The organism is Paenibacillus sp. V4I9 (genome assembly GCF_030817295.1).
GTDB lineage: Bacteria > Bacillota > Bacilli > Paenibacillales > NBRC-103111 > Paenibacillus_E.
This window is the reverse complement of the sequence record NZ_JAUSZE010000001.1, coordinates 7500561-7521047: the sequence shown is the minus strand read 5'-3', so window position 1 is coordinate 7521047 and position 20487 is coordinate 7500561. Positions and strand designations below refer to the sequence as shown.

Genomic DNA, 20487 nt, shown 5'->3' with positions numbered 1-20487 from the left:
TGTGAAGTCAATTATTGAAGCTTATTAAGGTTGAACTACAACCAATGTTGTTGCTGTTTTACCGCCGGAGATTGTTTTCAGTACAAATTCAGTCACGTTAGCACCAACTGTAAGAGTACCATCAGCGTTTACTACCACTGTATTTGCTGCTCCGCTTGCTTGGATATCAGATACAATATATTGTGCACCTAAGAATCCATTGTATTTGTTGATCTCAGCTGCTGTTTCGTACGCTACACCATAGTTGTCTGTAATTACTACATTGGCAAGGTCAATTACATCAGCAGTTGGAGTAGAAAGATCATACGTTGCGTTCGTATCTGCTGCTATTTTCGCAGTAACTACAAGATCTGCTTTTGAAGTTACTTCTAGTGTTGCATATTTGTTCATGCCATCAAATGTGTTGTAAACAACGGTTACTGTTGCTTTACCTGCTTTATTACCGATTACTTTTGCTGCATTGCCTTCTTGAATCACGTTTACGATGTTGTTATCAGAAGAGCTAACGCTTGAGATACGGTTGCTAGGGATGGCAACAATTTCACCGGATTTATTTGTAGCTGTAATTTTGATCTCTTTAGCAAGTTTGCTATCAAAAGCATTGTTAGTTGTCCCTGTCAATACTTTGTCTGCACCTGGAGTCAGATCATTGTCACGTGCTGCAAATACACTATCAATCGCTGTTACCGCGTAAGTTAGATCTGTGTCTGCTGTCACTTCAAGCTCATTCTCAACCTTTTTAAGTGTTGCTGTTCCTTTTACTAGTTCAGCTGTTACTTTCGCTTTACCTGCACCTGTTGCTACGAACTTCAATTCTTTTTCGTTAAAGCCAGTTAGGTCATTGCCATCAAACGTTGTTACATCGCCAACTGTTGTTCCGCCTGTTAAACCAGAGAATGTTGCGTAAGCGGATCCTGTAACTGTTACTTTCAATTTGTAATCCGCTGCATTTGCTGCTGCAGAATCATCTAACTTAGCGCCGTATTGGTCTTGTACATACCATTTCACAGTTGTTTCGCCATCAACTAAAGCTTTGCTTGCAGATACCGCTGTTTTTACTGCAATCGTTTCAGGTACACGCACATCTTGTACTGTGAAGCTTTTTTGTACGCTATTTTGAACATTTGCACTAAAGATACCAAAGTTTACAAATACAACGCTTTTTGCACCAGCTGTTACTTCATTGATTTTGATTTGGCCTTTGTGCTCGCCGCTTGTTACGATAGCTGCATTACCGTTTCTAGCTGTGTCGTAATCCGCTCCTGAGATGGAGATCGAGAATCTATCTGCATTTGCATTGTCTACGATCTCTTGTGCAGTCAAAGCTTTTCCATCTGCATCATAAGCTACGATTGGAAGGTAAGTCGCGCCGTCACCTTGTGCAATAACGCCATTAAACGTACCAAATTCAACTTTGTTTGCAACTTTCGCTGATTTAACGGCTACTGTTGCTGTTGCGGAAGAGGATCCAACGTATACAGTTACTGTATAGTCTCCACCTTTATCTGTGTTTTTAGCCAGTTCAAGTTTCACTTTGTCGTAAGATTGAACAGTTTCAGCTTTCAACTTCAGTGTATCATTGCTGAATGGCGTGATGATCGCATCAAACTTCGTACGATCTGTTGTAAGAGCTCCCTCAGCGATTACGTCACCGTATTGGTCATAACGCGTGATACCAAACTCAGCAACATCACCTTGTTCTGTCAGGGATGTTTTGTTAGCTGGGTATGTTACTGTTCCAAGTTCAATCTTACTTACATAAGATTCTACACCAATTTTAAATGTTTTTTGAACAGATACAGATGAGTTCGTTAGGAAGATGTTAACCGGAAGAACGTCAATCTCGGATTGTGTTTGATCACCACTTACACCATTTTTGTAAATTGTGTTCAGTGTTAATTCAAGCAGGCCTGTGTCTTCGTTTCTTTTCAACGATTCATTTCTACCACTTACATAGGCTGTGTATTCGCTAGCGTTTAGGCTAGCATTTTCACCGTATTGGTTTTCAGCTTTAACTTTCACAGTTACTTTAGCAGACTTCGCGATTTTTTCGCTTGCATTTACAAAGCTAAGTTTTGTAACTTTTTCATTTTCAGCTGTAAAAGTTGCTGTTGTTTTATCAACGCCAGCTGCATCTAAACCAGAAAGTGTTGCTGTGTAGCTGCCTTCGCTTACTTTCACATCAGTTAATGTCAGTACAGCGGATTTTTTATCATCAGCGAATTTGACAGTAGTTGCGATGTTAGCCGTTCCTTTTGTCAAAGCAACTGCAGCTTTAGCTGTATCTACGGGTTTATTGAAGCTTACAGTTACTTGTTGTACACCAGTTGCTTTCGCGCCAGTTACAGATACTTTACCAGCCGGTACGTATTGTTGTTTCGCTTCGTATGCGCCACTCACGAGAAGATCGCGAGTTGCGTTAGCCATACCGCCGAATTTACCGTCAGTGCCGTTGGAGAGAAGTTTCAATTCAAGCGCAAGTGCTACATAGCCTTGTGCCCAACCGGAAACCGTTATGTCTGTACCTGTTTTACCTTTAGCTGCTTCATCTTGACCAAGAACACGCACCAAGAAAGTAGCCAGTTGTTCTTTAGTTACTTTACCAGCCGGGTTGTACTGACCTTCAGCATAGCCATCAGTCACGCCAGCTGTTTTCAAAGCTTCGATGTAAGGAAGTGCATAGCCATTTGCTGCATCGGTTACACTAACGTCAGTGAATGTCGATGTTTTCAAGTCTTTGTTTACTTCAAGACCCATGATCAATGCCGCTACTTTCGCGAATTGTGCACGGTTCATTTCGTCTTTCAAACCGAAAGTTGTGTCAGTCACGCCGTCAAAAATACCAGCAGTGATCATCGCATCGAACTTCGCTTTTGTTGCTGCATCCAGATCTTTCAAGTCTGTAAAGTCAGCAGATGTTTTACCAAATGCGACGGACGAGAACATGGAAAGAGCCATAGCGGATGTAAGAACTACGGATAGTGTTTTCTTCATAAAGGTTTGTTTCCTCCTAATATTATGAAAGTTTTTTTGTTATAAAAACTTATAACCAACGGGACGACTGATGAATCATGACATGACTCTATGTAGCTTCGCGTCTATCACCTTGGCTACATAAATTAGTATACGTGACTGTATGCATAATTTCATTGATAAGTATTTTCCAATTAAATTGATTTAATAGTAAAAACCTATCACCTCTTGTACACATTTTGCCTACTTGATAAACTTACATTTTTATTGTGAAGTAAATAAGTAGAGAAGCTGAACTGTAGCTAAAAATTAGCTTAAAATAGACTGAACGGTTTTTTACTTAATTCCCATCGCCATAGTAAAAACAAAAGACTGCATCCGATGAATCGGATACAGTCTTTATTTTTGTTTTCCTTTTATTTAGGAAGTTTCTTTTGTTGCTTCATTACACGAATGGCAACCTCTGATGCCTCAGCACGAGTAAAGTTTTCGGTTGGGTCGAAACGTTGAGTTAATTTCTTCTGGCCTTGCAGAAGTACATTATCTATACCTTCAATTAAACCAGCCTTATTAACAGCCTCTACAGATGGAACGGCGTAAACATCAACAGCATTTGCATCTGTGAAAATCTTTTGAAGTGCAGTTAATGATTTTCCTTGATCAGAAGTTAATTTAAGCTCCGCTGCCCTTGCAATAATTACGGCTGCATCTTGTCGCGTAATTGGGCTTCTAGGCAAGAACGTTCCATTGGCGTTACCACGTATGATGCCCGCTCTAGCTGCCGCTTCTATAGATAAGAAGTTAGTAAGACCCGTTGGGTCTGTATAACCTCTTTGAACGTCCATAAAGGTAGCTGAAGTGTTATTATAAGCACTTTGTTGTGTATCTTGGTTCAAAAGTGGTATGTCGAAAATTTTAACCAACATCGTGACAAACTCACCACGACTAATGGCATCGTTTGGCATAAATTGATATGGCGTCTTAGGAGACATAATTCCTTTTGAATACAAGGTATCCAAATCATCTCTCGCCCACGGGTGATTCGTGACATCATTGAAGCTGTCGTCCATATACATGACCTGGAAATATCCAAAAGAATCAATTGGAACGGTAATCGTATTGTTCTTGGCATCAACCACTCCGCCAATATTTTTCCAGCTTGGTAATGCAGGACCCTGACCAGTTGGATTATCGAAATATCCAAATTGAAATACAGAAACATACTTTCCAGCATCACTTCTGATATTTGCGTCATAACTGAGCGTTAGTGTACCTCTTTTGGTTGGTACCACGATATCATTATAATTACGTACATAGAAAGCTACCTGATTAGGATCTGTTGTATTAGGCAGAATTCCGCTACCCAAGTATGCATCTTGTAGCCCAGGAGTTGTAGTGTTGGATGTTGGAGGAATGATTCCGGCGTCAATCCAATATTTCTTGCTTGCTGTTCTGAAATGGGATGGCGTCGTTAAATAATTAACCCCTAATAGTGATTCATTAGGCTTATCAATTCTGCCATCATCATTATTCGCAATTCCAAATAATACTTGACGGTCTGTAGTTATATATTGCGTTGTACTTGTTCTATCATTACGCATTAATTTGGTGTCTTTAGGAAAATTCAGTTGAATTTGACCATTGAATACTTTCGTGTTACTAGAAGCAAGTGGCGTCTTGTATTGCTCGCCTTCGATATCTGTGCTGGTATTAAACAAGATAATGCTTGCATTGGTTTTCGCTGTACCGCGATTCACAGTAAATTTAATTGTGTTAGCTCCAGCTTTAAGATTCTTCACTTCATACATGTACTTTTTATTAATCTTGTCGTAGATTGCCTCATCTTTACCGAAAGTGATAGAATCCGCATTATCAGCTTGAAGTTGAATCATATAGAAGTTCTGATTAATGTTAGCTTGGTCAACATCTTTATTATTCTTAATAATTTGGTTTGGTTGCGGGCTGATAAAAGCGTATGGCACAGGTTCGCGTATGATCGTGACTAGTTTGTTAGCAGTTGAACCAGAAGAAGCGTTCGCCGATACTAATTCAAATACATAAGTACCATATTCAGACAATGAAATTGCTGAAGGATTTGGAACAGTTGGCGTACTTGCGGGTGTGTTAAAATCCTGCAAAGGTACATTTGTCAATGTTGAATTTAAAACGATTTGACCACCAACAGGTATGGTTGTATTCGAGTAAGCCGCAGGCGCTTTGCGTAAGTAAAGTGCTGTGCCTGGCGTTACACCAACTGCAGAGTTTACAATTTCCCCTTGAAATTGAACAGTAGTTGCCCTTGTGGCATAAGTATCTGGTTGCGAAGTCGCAGTGAATTGCGGATTCAATGGGTCAGCTTCAACTGGCTTCAAATAGTTGATTACTGGTACGTTACTAGATAGTACAAAGATATCAACGCTAGATGTTGTAATCAGTTGCCCGTTAATTTTCAGCTGAACTTTGAACGTATACTTGCCATCCCCTTTGAAAATAGGGTTTAGTTCCGTACTCGTCAAGGTAAATGAGCCGTTATTTCCAGCTGCAGGTGTATTAGCAGCTATTGGTTTAACAACTGTGCCATTCACTGTGTAAATTTCCGTTCCGTAATCCGCAGTTGGTACGTTTACTAGGCGTCCTGTGATGCATGGACCAGTAATAGCACCGCATGTAAGTTTGCTTGCGCTATCGACGACCATTCCTGTAAATAGATTATTAATAATGACATATGGCGCGCCAGAAATATTCAAACTATATTGTTTGGTTCCAGCAGCGGATGGAACTCCACCAATATAAGGAATAACCTGAAAAACAACTGGTCCATCCGGAATACCTTGTAAATTAATAGAGTAATCCTTCATTTGAACACCATTGACATCATATATGGCATTTCCGTTAGCATCAACAGCAGCCGTACTTGTTGTAAAACCTGGAATTGGACTTACTGGATAAGGTGCTCCATTTAAATTAATTTGAACCCCAGTCGTATTATTGCTCGTGTAAACCTCTAATTTTGCAGGAAACTCCGATATTTGTGTTGTACCAGATGGGCTAACAGCTGCTTCGTACGAAGTCCCACCTGAAGCTGAAGACCTCTTTACGTTAACATGGTCTACATAAGGCTGATTAGGATTGACGTACGAGTACGTATACTGTGAAGTAGTTTTAAGCCCATTACTATCTGTAAATTCAAAGTTTACTTGCTGTATGGTACTGCTTGTATTCACAGGCAACTGCCCATTAAAATCGTACACCATATAATCTGATGTAGTAAGGGTTGCGTTTTTCGTTAAACTGGCAGATGGTACACCTCCTGTATTCAATTGGGAAGGAGCTGTAGGCGGTGTATAGAGAGGTGTGTTCAACGTATTCGTAAAATCAAAATGCAACTTTGTGCTAGCCATACCAGTCGTGTATACATCTACATAAACAAACCTTGTGACGGTAGCATTAGTGCTGATTAAAGGATTCTTGATGTTAGCCTTCAATGCAACGTCTTGAATTGGTGTTGCTGCATCTTTAATGATTGGGTTATCCACCAGCTTTTTTGATGGAGCCGTACCGTTAAGATCAATTAAAGCATTATAAGCAAATGCTTTACCATTATCATAAATAAAAGATCTATTCGAAGTATAATAGTTAGTTAAGTTATTAGCTGCGAAGATAATTTTGTTGTCGCCAGGGTTGAACGCAATGTCTGTTGCTCGGCCTGTGTTAGTCACATAAGTAAAATTGCCGTTTTGGAAAGCTGCAGGCTGGTAGACGGTTCCACCATAATTAGCCTCAATGGCGTTTGCATTCGATGATGTACCCGTAATAGAAATCCCTGTATATGGAGGCCCCTTTGGATAAATACCTCCATCCAAGAAATCTACACCGTTGAATTGAAGGTTAGATATATTAGTCACCGGCGTATAGTAAGCATACGCAGGCTGGGATGCAATGTTGCCTGTAGTACCGAACTTTACGGTAATAATATTCTTACCTGGCGAGAGCTGAACATTTTGGAATGCTACCTCGCTGCTGTTGGACGCACTCTTAACTGCTTTGTTTGTTTTCACCGTAGTGGTTTGATTGGTATTGGCATTAAATATCTCGTAATACATATCTGTAATTTGATCATCTGCAATCCCATTAATTAAAGCATCTACTTCAATTGGATTGACCGTAAATTTATTTACTAAAGAATCATCATACGGTGTTAATTTATTGTTTGGATTTGGTGAATACAGATTCGAGATACTGATTGTTGCTGCCGCGCTAGCACTAAGTGGCGGTAATAAGGCTAGCAACATAGCGACCATAAGGCTTATGCTAAGCCATTTCTTTCTCCTAAGCTTCGTTTTCAAAACAAGTTCCTCCTTATGTAATATAAATGTTAGTTTCGCCATAGTATTTCTTCGTATTTCTTTATCTTACTTGCTAGATTTCGACAATCCCTCCCATATTCTTCTATCATTCCACATGATTAGACGCGGCAAATAGCCAAAAGTTCTTGTACTCTACTTATCGGTCGAAACAAAGGAAATGTTTAGAGGAAGAAAAAAAATCATAAAATGCAAAAAAAATCCAACCCGAAGGTTGGATTCTAATTTTATCTCTTATTTGCCTATACGGTCGCTCTGAACTTGCTTACCTACAAGCCTTTGTAGAAAGTTCAGCACCGGTTTACGGCTCTTACTGATGATACCAATAGCTTCAGCTCCAACTAGCATAACTAGGAAGAGAGCCACGATGATCATGATAAGACCCCAAGTGGAATCTTGGGAGATAAAGACTGAGCAAATCACCGCGCTGCCACTGAAGATGGAGGCAATTCCGTAGATGATCAGTACGCTTGTACGATGACTGAATCCGAGCTGCAGCAAACAGTGGTGCAGGTGGCTTTTATCCGGTGCAGAGATCGGCAATTTATTGACGTAGCGACGCATGATCGCAAAGAAGGTATCGGATAAGGGCACGCCTAGAATCATAATAGGAATTAGAAGTGAAACAACGGCCGCTTGCTTAAAGCCGAGAATGGATAGCGTTGCTAGGGCAAAGCCTAGGAACAAGGCGCCGGAGTCGCCCATGAAGATTTTGGCTGGATGGAAGTTATAGAACATGAAGCCTATGATACTACCTAGTAAAATGACGCAAAGTAAGATAACGGTAACATTGCCCATCATCAGAGCAAGAACTAGAATCGTAGTGGTAGCAATACCCGATACGCCTGCTGACAAACCATCAAGACCGTCAATCAAGTTAATGGCATTCGATACGCCGACAATCCATAATATTGTAATCGGAATACTTAACCAGCCAATGGGCAGGTTGGTCGTTCCGAAAGGAATGTTAACAAGTTCGATTTTAAGACCAAAGGAGACAACGATGCAAGCGGCAATAAGTTGCCCGAGCAGCTTCCATTTGGGAGATAGTTGAAAACGATCATCCAAGGCACCCGTGACGACAATCACAAAGCCTCCGATTAGCAACCCAAATGCGGCATTTGAGTTAACGGCATCAAGTGCTGGAGAGACAACAAAATAAGCTCCGACGAATGCAAGGAATATCGCTAATCCTCCGAGACGCGGCATTATTCGGGTATGTACCTTACGATGGTTAGGGGCATCAACGGCTCCAACCCAGAAGGCAAATTTTTTGACTAGGGGTGTCAGCAGCAGCGCCATTAAGCACGCAGCGATAAACCCAATCGCATATAATCCATACATGTCTTCTTCACAGCTCCTCTTATCTTGGGTGGCAGGTAATCCGCCGAAATGAATTATACTCCCATTTGCCCACAAATACCACTGCTAAATTCATCAGAAATGACCGTTTTCAGCCAGTTTTCGTAAATATTCTCATGGTTTGGTGACTTTTTCTTTGTCACGCATCACTTTCAATGCGAATTTCGGGAGTAGAAGCATTCGTTTGTAACGCCAAGGCTCCTGCATCAGGCGGTAAAACCACTCAAGACGTAGTTTTTGAAATAAAACGGGTGCTCGTTTTAGCTTGCCCGAAAGAACATCAAAACTTCCCCCAACACCCATCATGACGGGGACACCGATTTGTTGTTTGTATTTCCCAATCCAAGGCTCTTGATTAGCAGCAGATCTTCCTACGAAAAGAAGGTCCGGAGCCGCATCCACGATATCTTGAATTACTTCAGCATCCTGCTCGTCTTTAAAATACCCATCACATACGCCAACCAGCTTGATCCCGGGATAGGCAGTACGAAGCTTCTCAGCTGCAGCTTGTATAACCTCATTGGAAGCTCCAAGTAAGTATACTCTCCAGCTTTTAGACTCTCCAGCTTTCATCAGCTCATGGATCAAATCATAGCCGGGAACCCGTTCTACAACAGGATCTCCTACATATTTTGCTGCCCAGACGACACCCGTTCCATCAGGAACGATGAGTTCAGCGCGCTGCATCATGTTCAGATAAGCAGGATCATCTTGCGCGGCCATGACCATAATGGGATTGGCGGTAATGACTTGATGGGGTTGTCTTTGTTCAATAGCGTTCGTAAGGTAAGCTACGGTTTGGTCCATACTCATTTTGGAGATGGGCACTCCGTAGATGCGAACTTTTGGTATAGCATTCGTAGATGCGACTTTAGATTGGGTCGTTGTTGATGTTGAACTCATAGATATCTCTTCCTTTAAATGACGTTGGAAATCGGATTTTGGTTGCCTTTTCTCATTATTTCCTATTTATTATTTCTTTGTTTATAAAAAGAAATGATGCGCTGCGCAGGGAGCTGAGCCTGCGCTTTGAGCTCTTCGATGGCGGCGCGGCTGGACGCCGCCCAAGCCTCTCGGCCGCCGAGCAGGCGCTGCGCCTCGGCCGCGAAGGCATCCGCATCGAAGTGAGCTGTCGATGCGGCGGCTTTCATGCCAAGCCTATGGAGGAACTGGTCGATCTTCGGATCGTACGAGATGCCTACCATAGGCACGAACTGCGAGGCTGCATAAATCAAAGAATGCAGCCTCATCCCGATCAGCAGGTCGCATTCCGCGACCTGCGCGAGCATATCCTGCGGATGGGTGATGCCTCGCACCATCTCCACCCGGGACCCGTGATCGCCGAGGCGGTCGATCACGAACTGCGACGCCACCTCGTCCGAGGGGAGGTGGAAGGGCAAGAACCGCAGCCGCACGTTCGCATCGGCTGCGAGCAGCACTTGCAGGGACCGCGAGAGAGCTTCCAGCTCCGAGCGGTCCTCATTCCAGAAGCGGACGGACACGCCGACCGTCCGCACTAAACCATCCGGCGCGATGTCCGACGCGCCGCCACCAGAACCGGTCCCGCGCAGCGGCAAGCCCATGACCGGGTCAGGCACTACCGTAATGCGTTCCCGAGGGAGCCGCATCTTCCCTAGCAGCTCCGCGGATTCCGTATCGCGGACCGACACATACGCGCAGCGCTGGAATACGCTGCGGATCCAGCCATAAAACATAGGGCGGTTAACCGGCCCGATGCCTTGCGAGTAAATAAAAGTAGGCTTGCCCAGCCACTGCGCAATTTTCAAAACAGCCAAATAATATGGGATCGTCTTCGAGCTTGTAGCATCCTGCAATAAACTGCCGCCGCCGCTAATCAAACCATCGGCTTCACGCAATGCTCGAAACAGCGAACCAGGCTTCATTCGATGATAGGCTTTCACCCCGTACATCGCTGACGTTTTCTCGGGATTAGCAGAAAGGACAATAGGCTCTATCTGTACGCCTTGCTCTCGACCTTGCTCCTGTAAAGCAAACAAAATCGACTGCAGAACAGCTTCATCTCCGCTATTATCGAAGCCATAGTAGCCGGATAGCGCTATTTTGATAACTGAGGCACCCATCGTTTCCAACTCCTAGTGATTATTTCCCAAGCTGCAATCAGAACGAGGCCAATCAAAGCGCCAAACACAAGACCATAGGTAATACGGATCAGGGATATATGAAGCGGCGTATGCAAGTGTGCGAATGTATCTACAATAGAAAGCTGCCCAATTACACCGATGAAGATCAAATAGACAGCATGTCTATAACGAACTGACAAATATGCGCCTAGCAGGAATAACGGGTGTGCGAACAAAAATTCTTTGGTGCGAGGGCGCACGCCCAATGTATTTTCCAAGAAGGAACGGAATAATTTCTCCAGGGTAGAAGCCTGTCCTTCATTTCCTGTACGCGACAAGTAATAATAAACGGCGGCTAGAGCTACGCCAGCGACTACAATCCATAGCACACTAATAAAGGAAGAAAGGATACTGCGAATATTCGCAATCTTATCTCTGTACGTATTATTTTCGCTAAAGAATAGTAAATACACACCTGCGATCACAATAGGAAGCAAATGCAGTACGCCAACGCCGCGGAACTGCTGCAGCACGAGTAAATACGTAACATGATTGAGAAGCGCCACTTCGTAAACGACACCAATCAGCGATATTGCAGATGTTTTGATTAGTGTCCATAAGGCGTAAGCAAGACCTGACTTCCATTTCGCTGCGGCTCCTGAACGAACGGAACGAATGGCTAGCATGATCGCAATACTCGGTGCACTAATGGCTGTACTTAAGGCAAGACCTTGCGCGTATAGATTAGCCGAAAGCGTATGTAAAGCAACAAGACCAAGCATGCCTAAGACGAAGAGGAGCAGCACGGCTTCCGGTATGAAGAAGGACACCATCAGCACGATTAAACTAACACCGCCAAGCAGCATGAAGATGCGGGCGATTTTCTGCCATCCGGTCGTTTGTACCTCGAATGGTTGGGCTTGCCCAAACGTAAACCCGACTTCTTGGATGCGAGGAATAGCGCCGTCTTTTCCTTGCAAACTATCATAGTAAGCTGCTAACGGATCGACTAATTTTCCTTTGTCCAAGCTTTTCACTGGCCTTGCATTCAAGAAAACCATGCGGATATTGCGATCTTTCACTGCAAGGACCAATCGATCCGCAACGCCTTGAATACGATCCTGCAGTTCCGATTTTTTGAGCGGCTCTGTCAACTTTTCTCCGTCTTTCTCTGTGAACGAATGCAGTCGAACGACGTTATAATTGGTTTGCTTTGCTAACGTACTGAACCCTTTTTGCGGCTCTTTTAATAACTCAATAGCTGCTAGGCCAATACCGTTCTTATTAAGAAGATCCGCCATTTTATTCAGGTTAATTTCCGTATTTTCTTCCGTGTAACCCGGAACTTCATTGCCATCGACAATGATGCGCTTCACGCCGATATCATGGAGCTGTTTCAGCAAGCGATCCATTTCATTGGTTACAAAAGGTCTGCGATTCGATAGACGAACTACGATTTGGAACCCTTGATCTTTCAGCATTTGTAATGTCATCGGGTCTGGGTCCATACCCTTGATCGATGCATCGTCCATGCTCATTTGGATCATAAGTCCGTTTCTATTTTTGAAACTCCACGGCTTCGTGACAATCTTCAGATCCGCGAATGTTTTCTGAATCAACGGCTCCAGCTTCTGCTGTGTGGCACTGTCTGCGAATAACACGTAGGTAAAATTTTCGTTAGGATCACCCAAGGTCTGGGTAAGTGCGGCAGCGTCTCGAGAGTTATATATCTCGATGCGTCGGCTCTCTTTAAGCTCCGCTAGTGTACTCTCATACACGGCCATTGAGCTAATGCCCGCTGCTTTCATATTCTTCAGCTGCTCAGCTACAAAAGTCTGCGGATTCGTCTGAATATCCGAAATATCCAGCAAATCACGATAATCGAAAACAAACTCGACTTGATTGGCCGAAGTTTCCGTTTGGTGACGCGTGTAGGCTAACGGCAGGGAGACTACCATTCCAATTATGACGAGCCACCATAGGATATTCTTGAGAGGCTTATTCCATGTTTGATACCATTGTGCCAAGTTGTCCACTCCTTAGAGCTTTCCGATAGAAAGCTTTCTTCGTAAAGCATACATTTACATTGGAAAACCCCTTCAGGTCCTACCTCGGGTAATAGGCCAAATGAATGCGGATTTAATTTCCATCTATTCATTAGACGACCTATCCCTGACTTAGGTTCTGAAGAGGTTCAGTTTTCCTATTTCATTATCCGTCTACACGGTTAAGCACATATTGAATGATGCTATCCAGCTGCTGTGCAGCTGCTGGACCTGTTGATCCTTGTACCGCAAAATAAAACTTAATTTTCGGTTCCGTTCCAGAAGGACGCAAGCAGAACCATGAACCATCATCCAGCTTAAATTTCAGCACATTTTCACGAGGAAGGCCATCTATGCCCTCTGCGTAATCTTCCACTTGGCTTACACGAGTGCCACTGATCTCCGTTGGCGGATTCGTTCTCCAAGCTTCCATGATACGCCCGATTTGTTCCACGCCGTCTTTCCCTTTCAGCGTCCTTGATTCAAGCTTTTCCAAAAAGTAGCCAAAGGATTCGTATAGTTCTTGAAGGACTTCATATAAAGTCTTGCCTTGCTTCTTATAATAAGCTGCAGCTTCAGCAATCAGCATCGCTGCGATAACTGCATCCTTATCTCGGGCATAGTCCCCGGCCAAGTAGCCATAGCTTTCTTCATATCCGAATAAGAACGTATACTCACCATTTTGTTCGAACTGGGACATTTTCTCCCCAATATATTTAAAGCCGGTTAACGTATTTAATGTAGGAATCCCATAATGATTCGCGATGACTGCGCCCATTTCACTTGTGACGATCGTTTTGACGACAACGCCGTTCGCAGGCAGTGTTCCACGCTCTTTCAAGCTTGATAATAAATAATTTACAATGATGGCACCAGACTGATTACCTGACAAAACGACATACTCGCCGTTCGGATCCTTTACAACGGCACCCATGCGATCGGCATCAGGATCGGTTCCGATGATGATATCGGCATTCCAATCTTTCGCTTGTGCAATTGCGAGTGTAAAGGCTTCCCGCTCCTCTGGATTCGGAGACTTAACCGTCGAGAACTGTGCATCCGGGAGCTCTTGCTCGGCTACAACACGTACTTGTCCGAAGCCAACTGCTTTCAGCACTTCGCGTACCGGCACATTGCCAGCTCCATGCAAAGGAGTGAAGATGATGCGGAAATCGCCTTCGATCTGCTTAATCACATCCGGATTCTGGCTAATTGCAGTTACTGCTTTGATGTAAGCTTGATCGACTTCTTCACCTAACCAAGAAAGCAGCCCTTGCGCTTCCGCTTCTTGCTGGGTTATTTTCTTGACCTTGTCGAAGGAATCGATGCTCTGTACTTGTGCAATGACTTGCTCCGCAAACTCAGGAACGAGCTGTCCCCCGTCTGCTCCATATACTTTATAACCATTATATTCAGGTGGGTTGTGACTAGCTGTAACGACAACCCCTGCGGACGCACCTAAGTATCTCACAGCAAAGGATAGCTGCGGAGTCGCGTGCAGCGTTTTAAAGAGATAAGCCTTAATTCCATTCCCTGCGAACACGAGAGCAGATTCTAAAGCGAACTCGGGCGACATATGACGTGAATCATAAGCCAGAACAATGGAAGGACTTGTAGCGCCTGTCCCATTCACATATTGTGCCAAGCCTTGGCTTGCGCGTCCAACGGTATACACGTTGATTCGATTCGTTCCAGCGCCAATCACGCCGCGAAGTCCTCCTGTGCCAAATTCAAGATCTTTATAAAAGCGATCCTCAATTTCTCTCTCATCTTCCCGAATAGCACGCAGTTCTTTCTTCGTTTCGACATCCACTGCTGGATCCTCTAACCATAATTGATACTCTGTTTGTACACGCGTCATAGTAGTCAGGTTCATCTCCTTTTTATCTATGGGTTATTTATTAGCAAGGGCGAACATAAGCTCGCCTTCGACTACCACTTTGTCGCCTACCTTAGCCACAGCTTGGCCTTTGACAATAGTTCCTTTTACACGTGTAATCGTCATTTCCAAAGTAAGTGTATCACCAGGCACTACTTGTTGGCGCCAACGAATGCCGTCTGCACCAGCAAATAAACCAATTTTACCTTTGTATTCAGGCATCGACAGAACAGCCACAGCACCTACTTGTGCCAAAGCTTCCACAATCAGCACACCCGGCATAACCGGATAGCCAGGAAAGTGTCCTGCGAAGAACGGTTCATTGATCGTAACATTCTTTATACCTACAGCTCTGACACCTTCTTCGACCTCCAAAATACGGTCAACAAGCAGGAAGGGAGGGCGATGAGGAATGATCTCTTGAATCTGGTTAATATCTAGCATAGCGGTTTAAAAACTCCTTTCAAAATACTTGTATAAAATACAAGGTAATCACTTACAATAGGGATGTCCCTTCACTAACTGCAGAAGTGAAGGTTCATATAGGGGAGCTTATGTACAGGGCTGTGTTACAGACTTATACATAGGCTCTTTTTACGTAGTATACATTATTTCAATTTGGCTCCTCGATTTAATACAAGGAACTGAATAATATAAATGAAGGAAGTTAAAAATGAGACCCCGATTACAAACCATAAATAGGTCACGGCAAAGGTTAAATGAAAAACAATGAAGAGGATAGCAAAATAGTACAGAACCGTCGTTAACTTTCCCATCACATTGGCGGGAACCGTTAATTTGCCCCTGAAGTGAAAGAAAGCAGAGCCCATAATCATACCTAAATCACGAATGAACATCGCAGCAGCTGCCTGCCAAGGAATCAATTCCGAGATGAGCAGAGATAGGATCACCGCAATCATCATGCTCTTATCAGCAAGTGGGTCCAGCATGACACCGACGGGTGTGATAAGCCCGCGAGTTCTTGCGATATAGCCATCTAGGATATCCGTAAGTCCGGCTGCCAGTAAAATAAAAAAGGCAACTTGGATATGGCCATTAAAAAAAATCACGAGGTACACAGGGATTAGAACAAACCTGCTGATGGTGAGCATGTTCGGTATATTCAAAGTACCCCTCCTGCGCGTTAGTATCCGATAACTGGTACATTTAACCTTCATTCATTATACCGCTGCTTACACAAAAATAAAACTCCCATGCGGGAGTTAGAGTTAATTCGCAAATACCAGATCGTATAAATGCCGCCAAGTACTCATATGAAAGATTTCCCCCGCTGGCTGATGACCAAGCTTGGTGTAACCTACCCATAGGCCGATAAAAACAGCCAACACGCATAGCACAGGAATACGAATGATTTTGAAAATAAGCCATATAATATTCAGCCATTTCGGCCTTGGTTTCTTCTTTGGTGGAGCAGGCTTGTCTGACATCGAGCCCTATCCCTCCCTTTCTAAGATCAGGCGCGCAAATTATTAGCGATATTCATCATCTGATCCGAAGATGTAATAGCTCGGGAATTGAGTTGAAGCGCTCTTTGCACGATAACCAGATCTGTCATTTCATCCGAAAGCGTTACGTTAGATTGCTCCAGAAAACCCTGCATAAGGCTAACACGGTTAGCCGGGTTATCAACTAATGAGTTCACATCTTGTAAGATATTCGCCTTCTCAGCAGCCGTTATGCCATTAGGAATAGCATAAAGGTTATCTCCAACGTCTTGGAGCAACTGTGGACGTACAACGCGAACTAGCTTGATCTGTCCCAAATTAAGGGGTGCTGCACTTGGATCCTGCTCATTGTATCCTTTGATCGTACCGTTCGGTTCAACGACAGGTCGAAAACCAGTCGGCACACGAATCGGGTTGCCATCAACACCAGTGACGAAGTGGCCTTCTTTGGTTGTTAGCACGGTGCCGCCAGTCACATCGGGACTTAAACTGAAAGCACCATTACGGGTCCAAGCAGGCTGGAACACGGGGTTGCCGTTCTCATCTGCCTTACTCACGGATACTTCAAACAATCCGTCACCTTGAATGGCAAAGTCCGTCACTTCCCCCGTGGACTGAATAGGTCCTTGGGATAAATTTGTTTGGATTTGCACCAGCTTCGAGCCCCATCCTTGGTTAAAACCAAGGGGTGAAGACCGGCCTTGCTGACGGAATCCTTCTGGCTGCGATTTGACGTTAGTCAGAACGTCCTCGAAGGAGGCTTCCTTCTTCTTGAAACCATTCGTATTCACATTCGCGATATTATTGGAGAGAATATCCAGCTTTTGCTGTAAGCTATGCATGGATACCGATGAGTTAATCATGGAATTGTTCATGGTCCTGCCCCTTCGCAAGCTAAATTAGACGCGCCCAACTTCATTCGCGGCTTTTTCCATACTTTTATCATAAGATTGGATGACTTTTTGGTTTGCTTCATACGCGCGAAGCGCTGACATCATATCGACCATCGATTGAGCAGAATCCACATTAGAGCGTTCTATGAAGCCTTGACGAACCTCTACTTGGTCACCTGCAGCAACCTGCGTTACAGTCGCTTCATCGCCTGGATTAATGCGCAGCAGCCCGTTACCTTCACGCAGCAACAGATTCGGATCCTCCGCACGCGAAAGCATCAGTCCTACAGGTTGTCCTGCCGGATCTAGAAGTGGAAGACCGTTGCCATCAAGGAACTCACCCTTGTCTGTAACCTTGAAGGAGTGAATCGGTTGGCCCGCTCCATCAACAAGCACCAAGGGTTGTCCATCTCGACCTAGTACTCGGTTGCCGTTCGCGTTAACTAGTTGGCCTGCTGTATCGACCGTGAACTTTCCGTTCAACGAATACCTTTGTTCACCATCAGCGTTCAACACCGTAAACAGTGCCTGCGGCTGAAACGTGCGTTCTCCGTCAGCATTCACGAACTTACCTGAAGCATCAAAGTTCATACCCGGCACTTGAATGTTCGAGACAAGGGCAAAATCGAAGGGATTCTGCGTTTCCTGCAAATCACCCTGCGCATGAATGGAGATGTTCTCTTCGGAGAACACGCCCAAACTCATCTTCCCAAGAGGTGCTGTCGAAGCACCTTGTCCACCGCGAATCGTCGATATAAGCATCTCCGGGAACGATCGAGACAAAGCATTGCCTTGTTTAAATCCTGGGGAATTAATATTGGCAATATTATTAGTAATGGTGTCGTGTCTGCGCTGTTCGGAGATCATGCCTGCCGCCGCGGTATACAATCCTCTTAACATCTCTTCACCTCTTGGGTAGTATGTCTAATTAAAATTTACGTTTGGTAACCTTATCTAAGTTATCTAGCATAATGCCTGTTCCTTTAACGACACAGGACATCGGATCTTCCGCAATTATTACAGGCACTTTCAGTTCGTCCGCCAGCAGTTGATCGAGCCCATGCAGCAAAGCTCCGCCACCTGTCAAAATAACACCACGGTCAATAATGTCTGCCGATAGCTCTGGAGGTGTTCGCTCCAATACACTCTTCGCCGCAGTCACGATGGAGGAAACTGGATCCCACAGCGCTTCCTGAACTTCACTGGAGTGAATCGTGATCGTAAGTGGTAAACCGGATACCATATCTCTACCGCGAATATCCATCTCTTGATCTCTACCGTGTGGATATACCGTTCCGATTTTCAGCTTAATATCTTCGCTCGTCCGTTCACCAATCAGCAGCTTGTACTTATTTTTGATATATTTCGTGATCGCGATATCGAACTTGTCGCCTGCAATCTTAATGGAGGAGGAGGTGACGATGTCGCCCATGGATAACACGGCCACATCTGTCGTCCCTCCGCCGATATCTACAACCATATTGCCGCTAGGCTGGAAGATGTCCATGCCGGCACCAATTGCTGCAGCCTTCGGTTCTTCTTCCATGAATACCTCTCGGGCACCGCTGCGCTCAGCCGCTTCGCGGATAGCCTTCTGCTCAACCGAGGTGATGTTGGTAGGGGCGCAGATCAGTATTCTCGGATGAGAATACCAATTCTTGCCCCCTACTTTTGCGATGAAATGCTTCAACATCATTTCCGTAATATCAAAGTCCGCAATAACGCCATCTTTCAATGGACGAATCGCAATAATGTTGCCTGGAGTTCTACCCACCATGCGGAAAGCTTCTTCTCCTACAGCCAGTACGCGTTTCGTATCGCTTTCAATCGCAACTACGGAAGGCTCATCGAGCACGACACCGCGTCCTTTTACATGAATAAGCACATTCGCCGTGCCGAGATCTATTCCAATATCCTTGCTTAACATTTCTAGTTAATCCTCCCTAAACCTACCGTCCATCCCGTGAAGAATCGGCGCTCTTGTATATAGTTCTAATTATAAGCTAAATTCGCTGTAAATGCATTAATTCCTCTTTTTGTGTGAAATTTCGACAAGGGAAGTATAAAGGAAACCTATCGGGATGAAGGGTACTTTTAGGACTTGACCGTGACCAGGTTTTCGGAAAGCTTCGGATTTCGGGTTTTTCGATACTTAATTTTCGTCGCTTCTCCTCCTCTTAGGTGCCTGATTGACTTGTGATACTCCAAAATGTGCTTCACCTGATTGGCCAGGTCCGGGTTGATTTCCGGTAGTCTTTCCGTCAAATCCTTGTGCACCGTGCTTTTGGAAACGCCGAATTCCTTAGCAATGGTGCGAACCGTATTCTTGGTCTCGACGATACAGGTACCAATCTTAATGGTTCGCTCTTTGATGTAATCGTGCACTCCCCTCGCCTCCCTACTCGAGATAGTTTGGTAAAGTATATGAGGGGCATGACTAGATATTCTACGTAGCCAAGCCTGACAAGCCCATTTCCCATATTTATTTTCAAAATAATCAAGGATAATCGATTCTGCCGTCCTTCGGACAAGCATTTTTGGTAAAAGTGATGCAAAGCAAAGTAAACCTAATCCTTATATCCATGCAAAAAAGCAGCAGGATGTACCCGCTGCCTTTATTTTATGTAGGCTGGTCGCCTATAGGTCGAAACTGATTACTGCTTAGCGTTTAAAAGCGTTTCTGGATTAACCGCTGCATTATCACTAACTTGGCGGACTTCAAAGTGCAGATGCACGCCGTCCTCTTTCTCGAACTCGTTGCGTCCTGCTTTCGCGATGATGTCGCCTTTTTTCACTTCAGCGCCTTTGGCTACTTTCACCTCGGACAAGCTTTGGTAAACACTGATCAAGCCGTTGCTGTGTGTAATTTCAACGAGATTACCAACAACCGGATTCTGCTCAACCGCAGTCACCTTGCCACTCAGAGCAGCTAATACTTCAAATGCTGCGCCATCTTTGGCTTTCAAGTCAATAGCAGTATGCGGCGTCAATTGATCGTTATATTGAATCATTGCCGTCTGCTTCACTTCATTCGTTGCATTCGTGTCATAGAAAGGGATGGAGACTTCGACCAGTGTTCTGTCTTTAACAGGCCACTGTATCGTTTCGGTTTGTGCGTTGACCGCAACCGCCCCGTCCGGTGCTTTGGTAGTGTCTGTCGCTTTGTCGCTGCTGCTAACCTTAATGCCCAGATCTGCTTCGCTGACTGTCTTCTTCCCGGCGTCCTGGTACACCCACATTAAGGTTAAGATAATTGCTGCTGCTGCCATATACGTTGCTGGGAATACCCACTTCTTAGCAAGCAACCTCTTCCATGTGGATGTCGTACTTTGTGCTCCTTGTGCAGTTTTAGGAGCTTCTTCTTTTTGAAAACCTTTGTTTTGATCATTCATGGTTATCACCT

Annotated in this window: 15 protein-coding genes; all 15 read right to left on the bottom strand. The window is 44.4% G+C overall.

Features of this window, described 5'->3' with window-relative positions; all coding sequences use genetic code 11:
• Window positions 1-24: 24 nt before the first annotated feature.
• Complete coding sequence (locus QFZ81_RS34660) at window positions 25-2994, bottom strand: S-layer homology domain-containing protein (protein ID WP_307606349.1); 2970 nt, start codon at window positions 2992-2994, stop codon at window positions 25-27.
• A 395-nt stretch (window positions 2995-3389) separates the two neighbouring features.
• Window positions 3390-7319, bottom strand: a complete 3930-nt coding sequence (locus tag QFZ81_RS34655) for an S-layer homology domain-containing protein (protein WP_307606347.1) — start codon at window positions 7317-7319, stop codon at window positions 3390-3392.
• A gap of 252 nt (window positions 7320-7571) precedes the next feature.
• The gene (locus tag QFZ81_RS34650) at window positions 7572-8681 is read right to left on the bottom strand and encodes a glycosyltransferase family 4 protein (RefSeq protein ID WP_307436629.1); all 1110 of its coding nucleotides are present in this window, start codon (window positions 8679-8681) and stop codon (window positions 7572-7574) included.
• A 132-nt stretch (window positions 8682-8813) separates the two neighbouring features.
• Complete coding sequence (locus QFZ81_RS34645; RefSeq protein ID WP_307606344.1) at window positions 8814-9602, bottom strand: WecB/TagA/CpsF family glycosyltransferase; 789 nt, start codon at window positions 9600-9602, stop codon at window positions 8814-8816.
• 62 nt (window positions 9603-9664) lie between these two features.
• Window positions 9665-10801 carry a polysaccharide pyruvyl transferase CsaB gene (csaB, locus tag QFZ81_RS34640; RefSeq protein WP_307606342.1) on the bottom strand — a complete coding sequence of 379 codons (1137 nt, stop codon included), beginning with the start codon at window positions 10799-10801 and terminating at the stop codon, window positions 9665-9667.
• Window positions 10777-12837, bottom strand: coding sequence for a DUF5693 family protein (locus QFZ81_RS34635; RefSeq protein WP_373463752.1), 2061 nt, complete (start codon window positions 12835-12837; stop codon window positions 10777-10779). The genes csaB and QFZ81_RS34635 overlap by 25 nt, the downstream gene beginning before the upstream one ends.
• Window positions 12838-13012: 175 nt before the next feature.
• Complete coding sequence (locus QFZ81_RS34630) at window positions 13013-14716, bottom strand: phospho-sugar mutase (RefSeq protein ID WP_373463800.1); 1704 nt, start codon at window positions 14714-14716, stop codon at window positions 13013-13015.
• Between the two features lie 24 nt (window positions 14717-14740).
• Entirely contained in the window at window positions 14741-15169 is a 429-nt protein-coding gene (gene fabZ, locus QFZ81_RS34625; RefSeq protein WP_029195635.1) for a 3-hydroxyacyl-ACP dehydratase FabZ, read from the bottom strand.
• Window positions 15170-15333: 164 nt separating this feature from the next.
• A complete protein-coding gene (locus tag QFZ81_RS34620; protein WP_307606336.1) occupies window positions 15334-15852 on the bottom strand; it encodes a CDP-alcohol phosphatidyltransferase family protein in 519 nt (172 codons plus the stop codon).
• Window positions 15853-15954: 102 nt separating this feature from the next.
• The gene (locus tag QFZ81_RS34615; protein WP_171693063.1) at window positions 15955-16173 is read right to left on the bottom strand and encodes a DNA-directed RNA polymerase subunit beta; all 219 of its coding nucleotides are present in this window, start codon (window positions 16171-16173) and stop codon (window positions 15955-15957) included.
• 26 nt (window positions 16174-16199) lie between these two features.
• Window positions 16200-17066, bottom strand: coding sequence for a flagellar hook-basal body protein (locus tag QFZ81_RS34610; protein WP_307606334.1), 867 nt, complete (start codon window positions 17064-17066; stop codon window positions 16200-16202).
• A gap of 24 nt (window positions 17067-17090) precedes the next feature.
• On the bottom strand, window positions 17091-17984 hold the full coding sequence (locus tag QFZ81_RS34605) for a flagellar hook-basal body protein (RefSeq protein WP_307606332.1): 894 nt from the start codon (window positions 17982-17984) through the stop codon (window positions 17091-17093).
• 28 nt (window positions 17985-18012) lie between these two features.
• Entirely contained in the window at window positions 18013-19011 is a 999-nt protein-coding gene (gene mreB / locus QFZ81_RS34600; protein WP_307436658.1) for a rod shape-determining protein, read from the bottom strand.
• Between the two features lie 167 nt (window positions 19012-19178).
• A complete protein-coding gene (gene spoIIID / locus QFZ81_RS34595; RefSeq protein WP_047682268.1) occupies window positions 19179-19469 on the bottom strand; it encodes a sporulation transcriptional regulator SpoIIID in 291 nt (96 codons plus the stop codon).
• Between the two features lie 269 nt (window positions 19470-19738).
• Window positions 19739-20476, bottom strand: a complete 738-nt coding sequence (locus QFZ81_RS34590) for a M23 family metallopeptidase (RefSeq protein WP_307436663.1) — start codon at window positions 20474-20476, stop codon at window positions 19739-19741.
• Between the last annotated feature and the right edge of the window lie 11 nt (window positions 20477-20487).

Bases quoted from the DNA above. Each gene is read 5' to 3' on its own strand.
- QFZ81_RS34615 (WP_171693063.1), bottom strand. From the start codon at position 16,173: ATGTCAGACAAGCCTGCTCCACCAAAGAAGAAACCAAGGCCGAAATGG.
- fabZ (WP_029195635.1), bottom strand. From the start codon at position 15,169: ATGCTAGATATTAACCAGATTCAAGAGATCATTCCTCATCGCCCTCCC.
- QFZ81_RS34660 (WP_307606349.1), bottom strand. From the start codon at position 2,994: ATGAAGAAAACACTATCCGTAGTTCTTACATCCGCTATGGCTCTTTCC.
- csaB (WP_307606342.1), bottom strand. From the start codon at position 10,801: ATGGGTGCCTCAGTTATCAAAATAGCGCTATCCGGCTACTATGGCTTC.
- QFZ81_RS34590 (WP_307436663.1), bottom strand. From the start codon at position 20,476: ATGAATGATCAAAACAAAGGTTTTCAAAAAGAAGAAGCTCCTAAAACT.
- QFZ81_RS34650 (WP_307436629.1), bottom strand. From the start codon at position 8,681: ATGTATGGATTATATGCGATTGGGTTTATCGCTGCGTGCTTAATGGCG.
- mreB (WP_307436658.1), bottom strand. From the start codon at position 19,011: ATGTTAAGCAAGGATATTGGAATAGATCTCGGCACGGCGAATGTGCTT.
- QFZ81_RS34645 (WP_307606344.1), bottom strand. From the start codon at position 9,602: ATGAGTTCAACATCAACAACGACCCAATCTAAAGTCGCATCTACGAAT.
- QFZ81_RS34605 (WP_307606332.1), bottom strand. From the start codon at position 17,984: ATGTTAAGAGGATTGTATACCGCGGCGGCAGGCATGATCTCCGAACAG.
- QFZ81_RS34610 (WP_307606334.1), bottom strand. From the start codon at position 17,066: ATGAACAATTCCATGATTAACTCATCGGTATCCATGCATAGCTTACAG.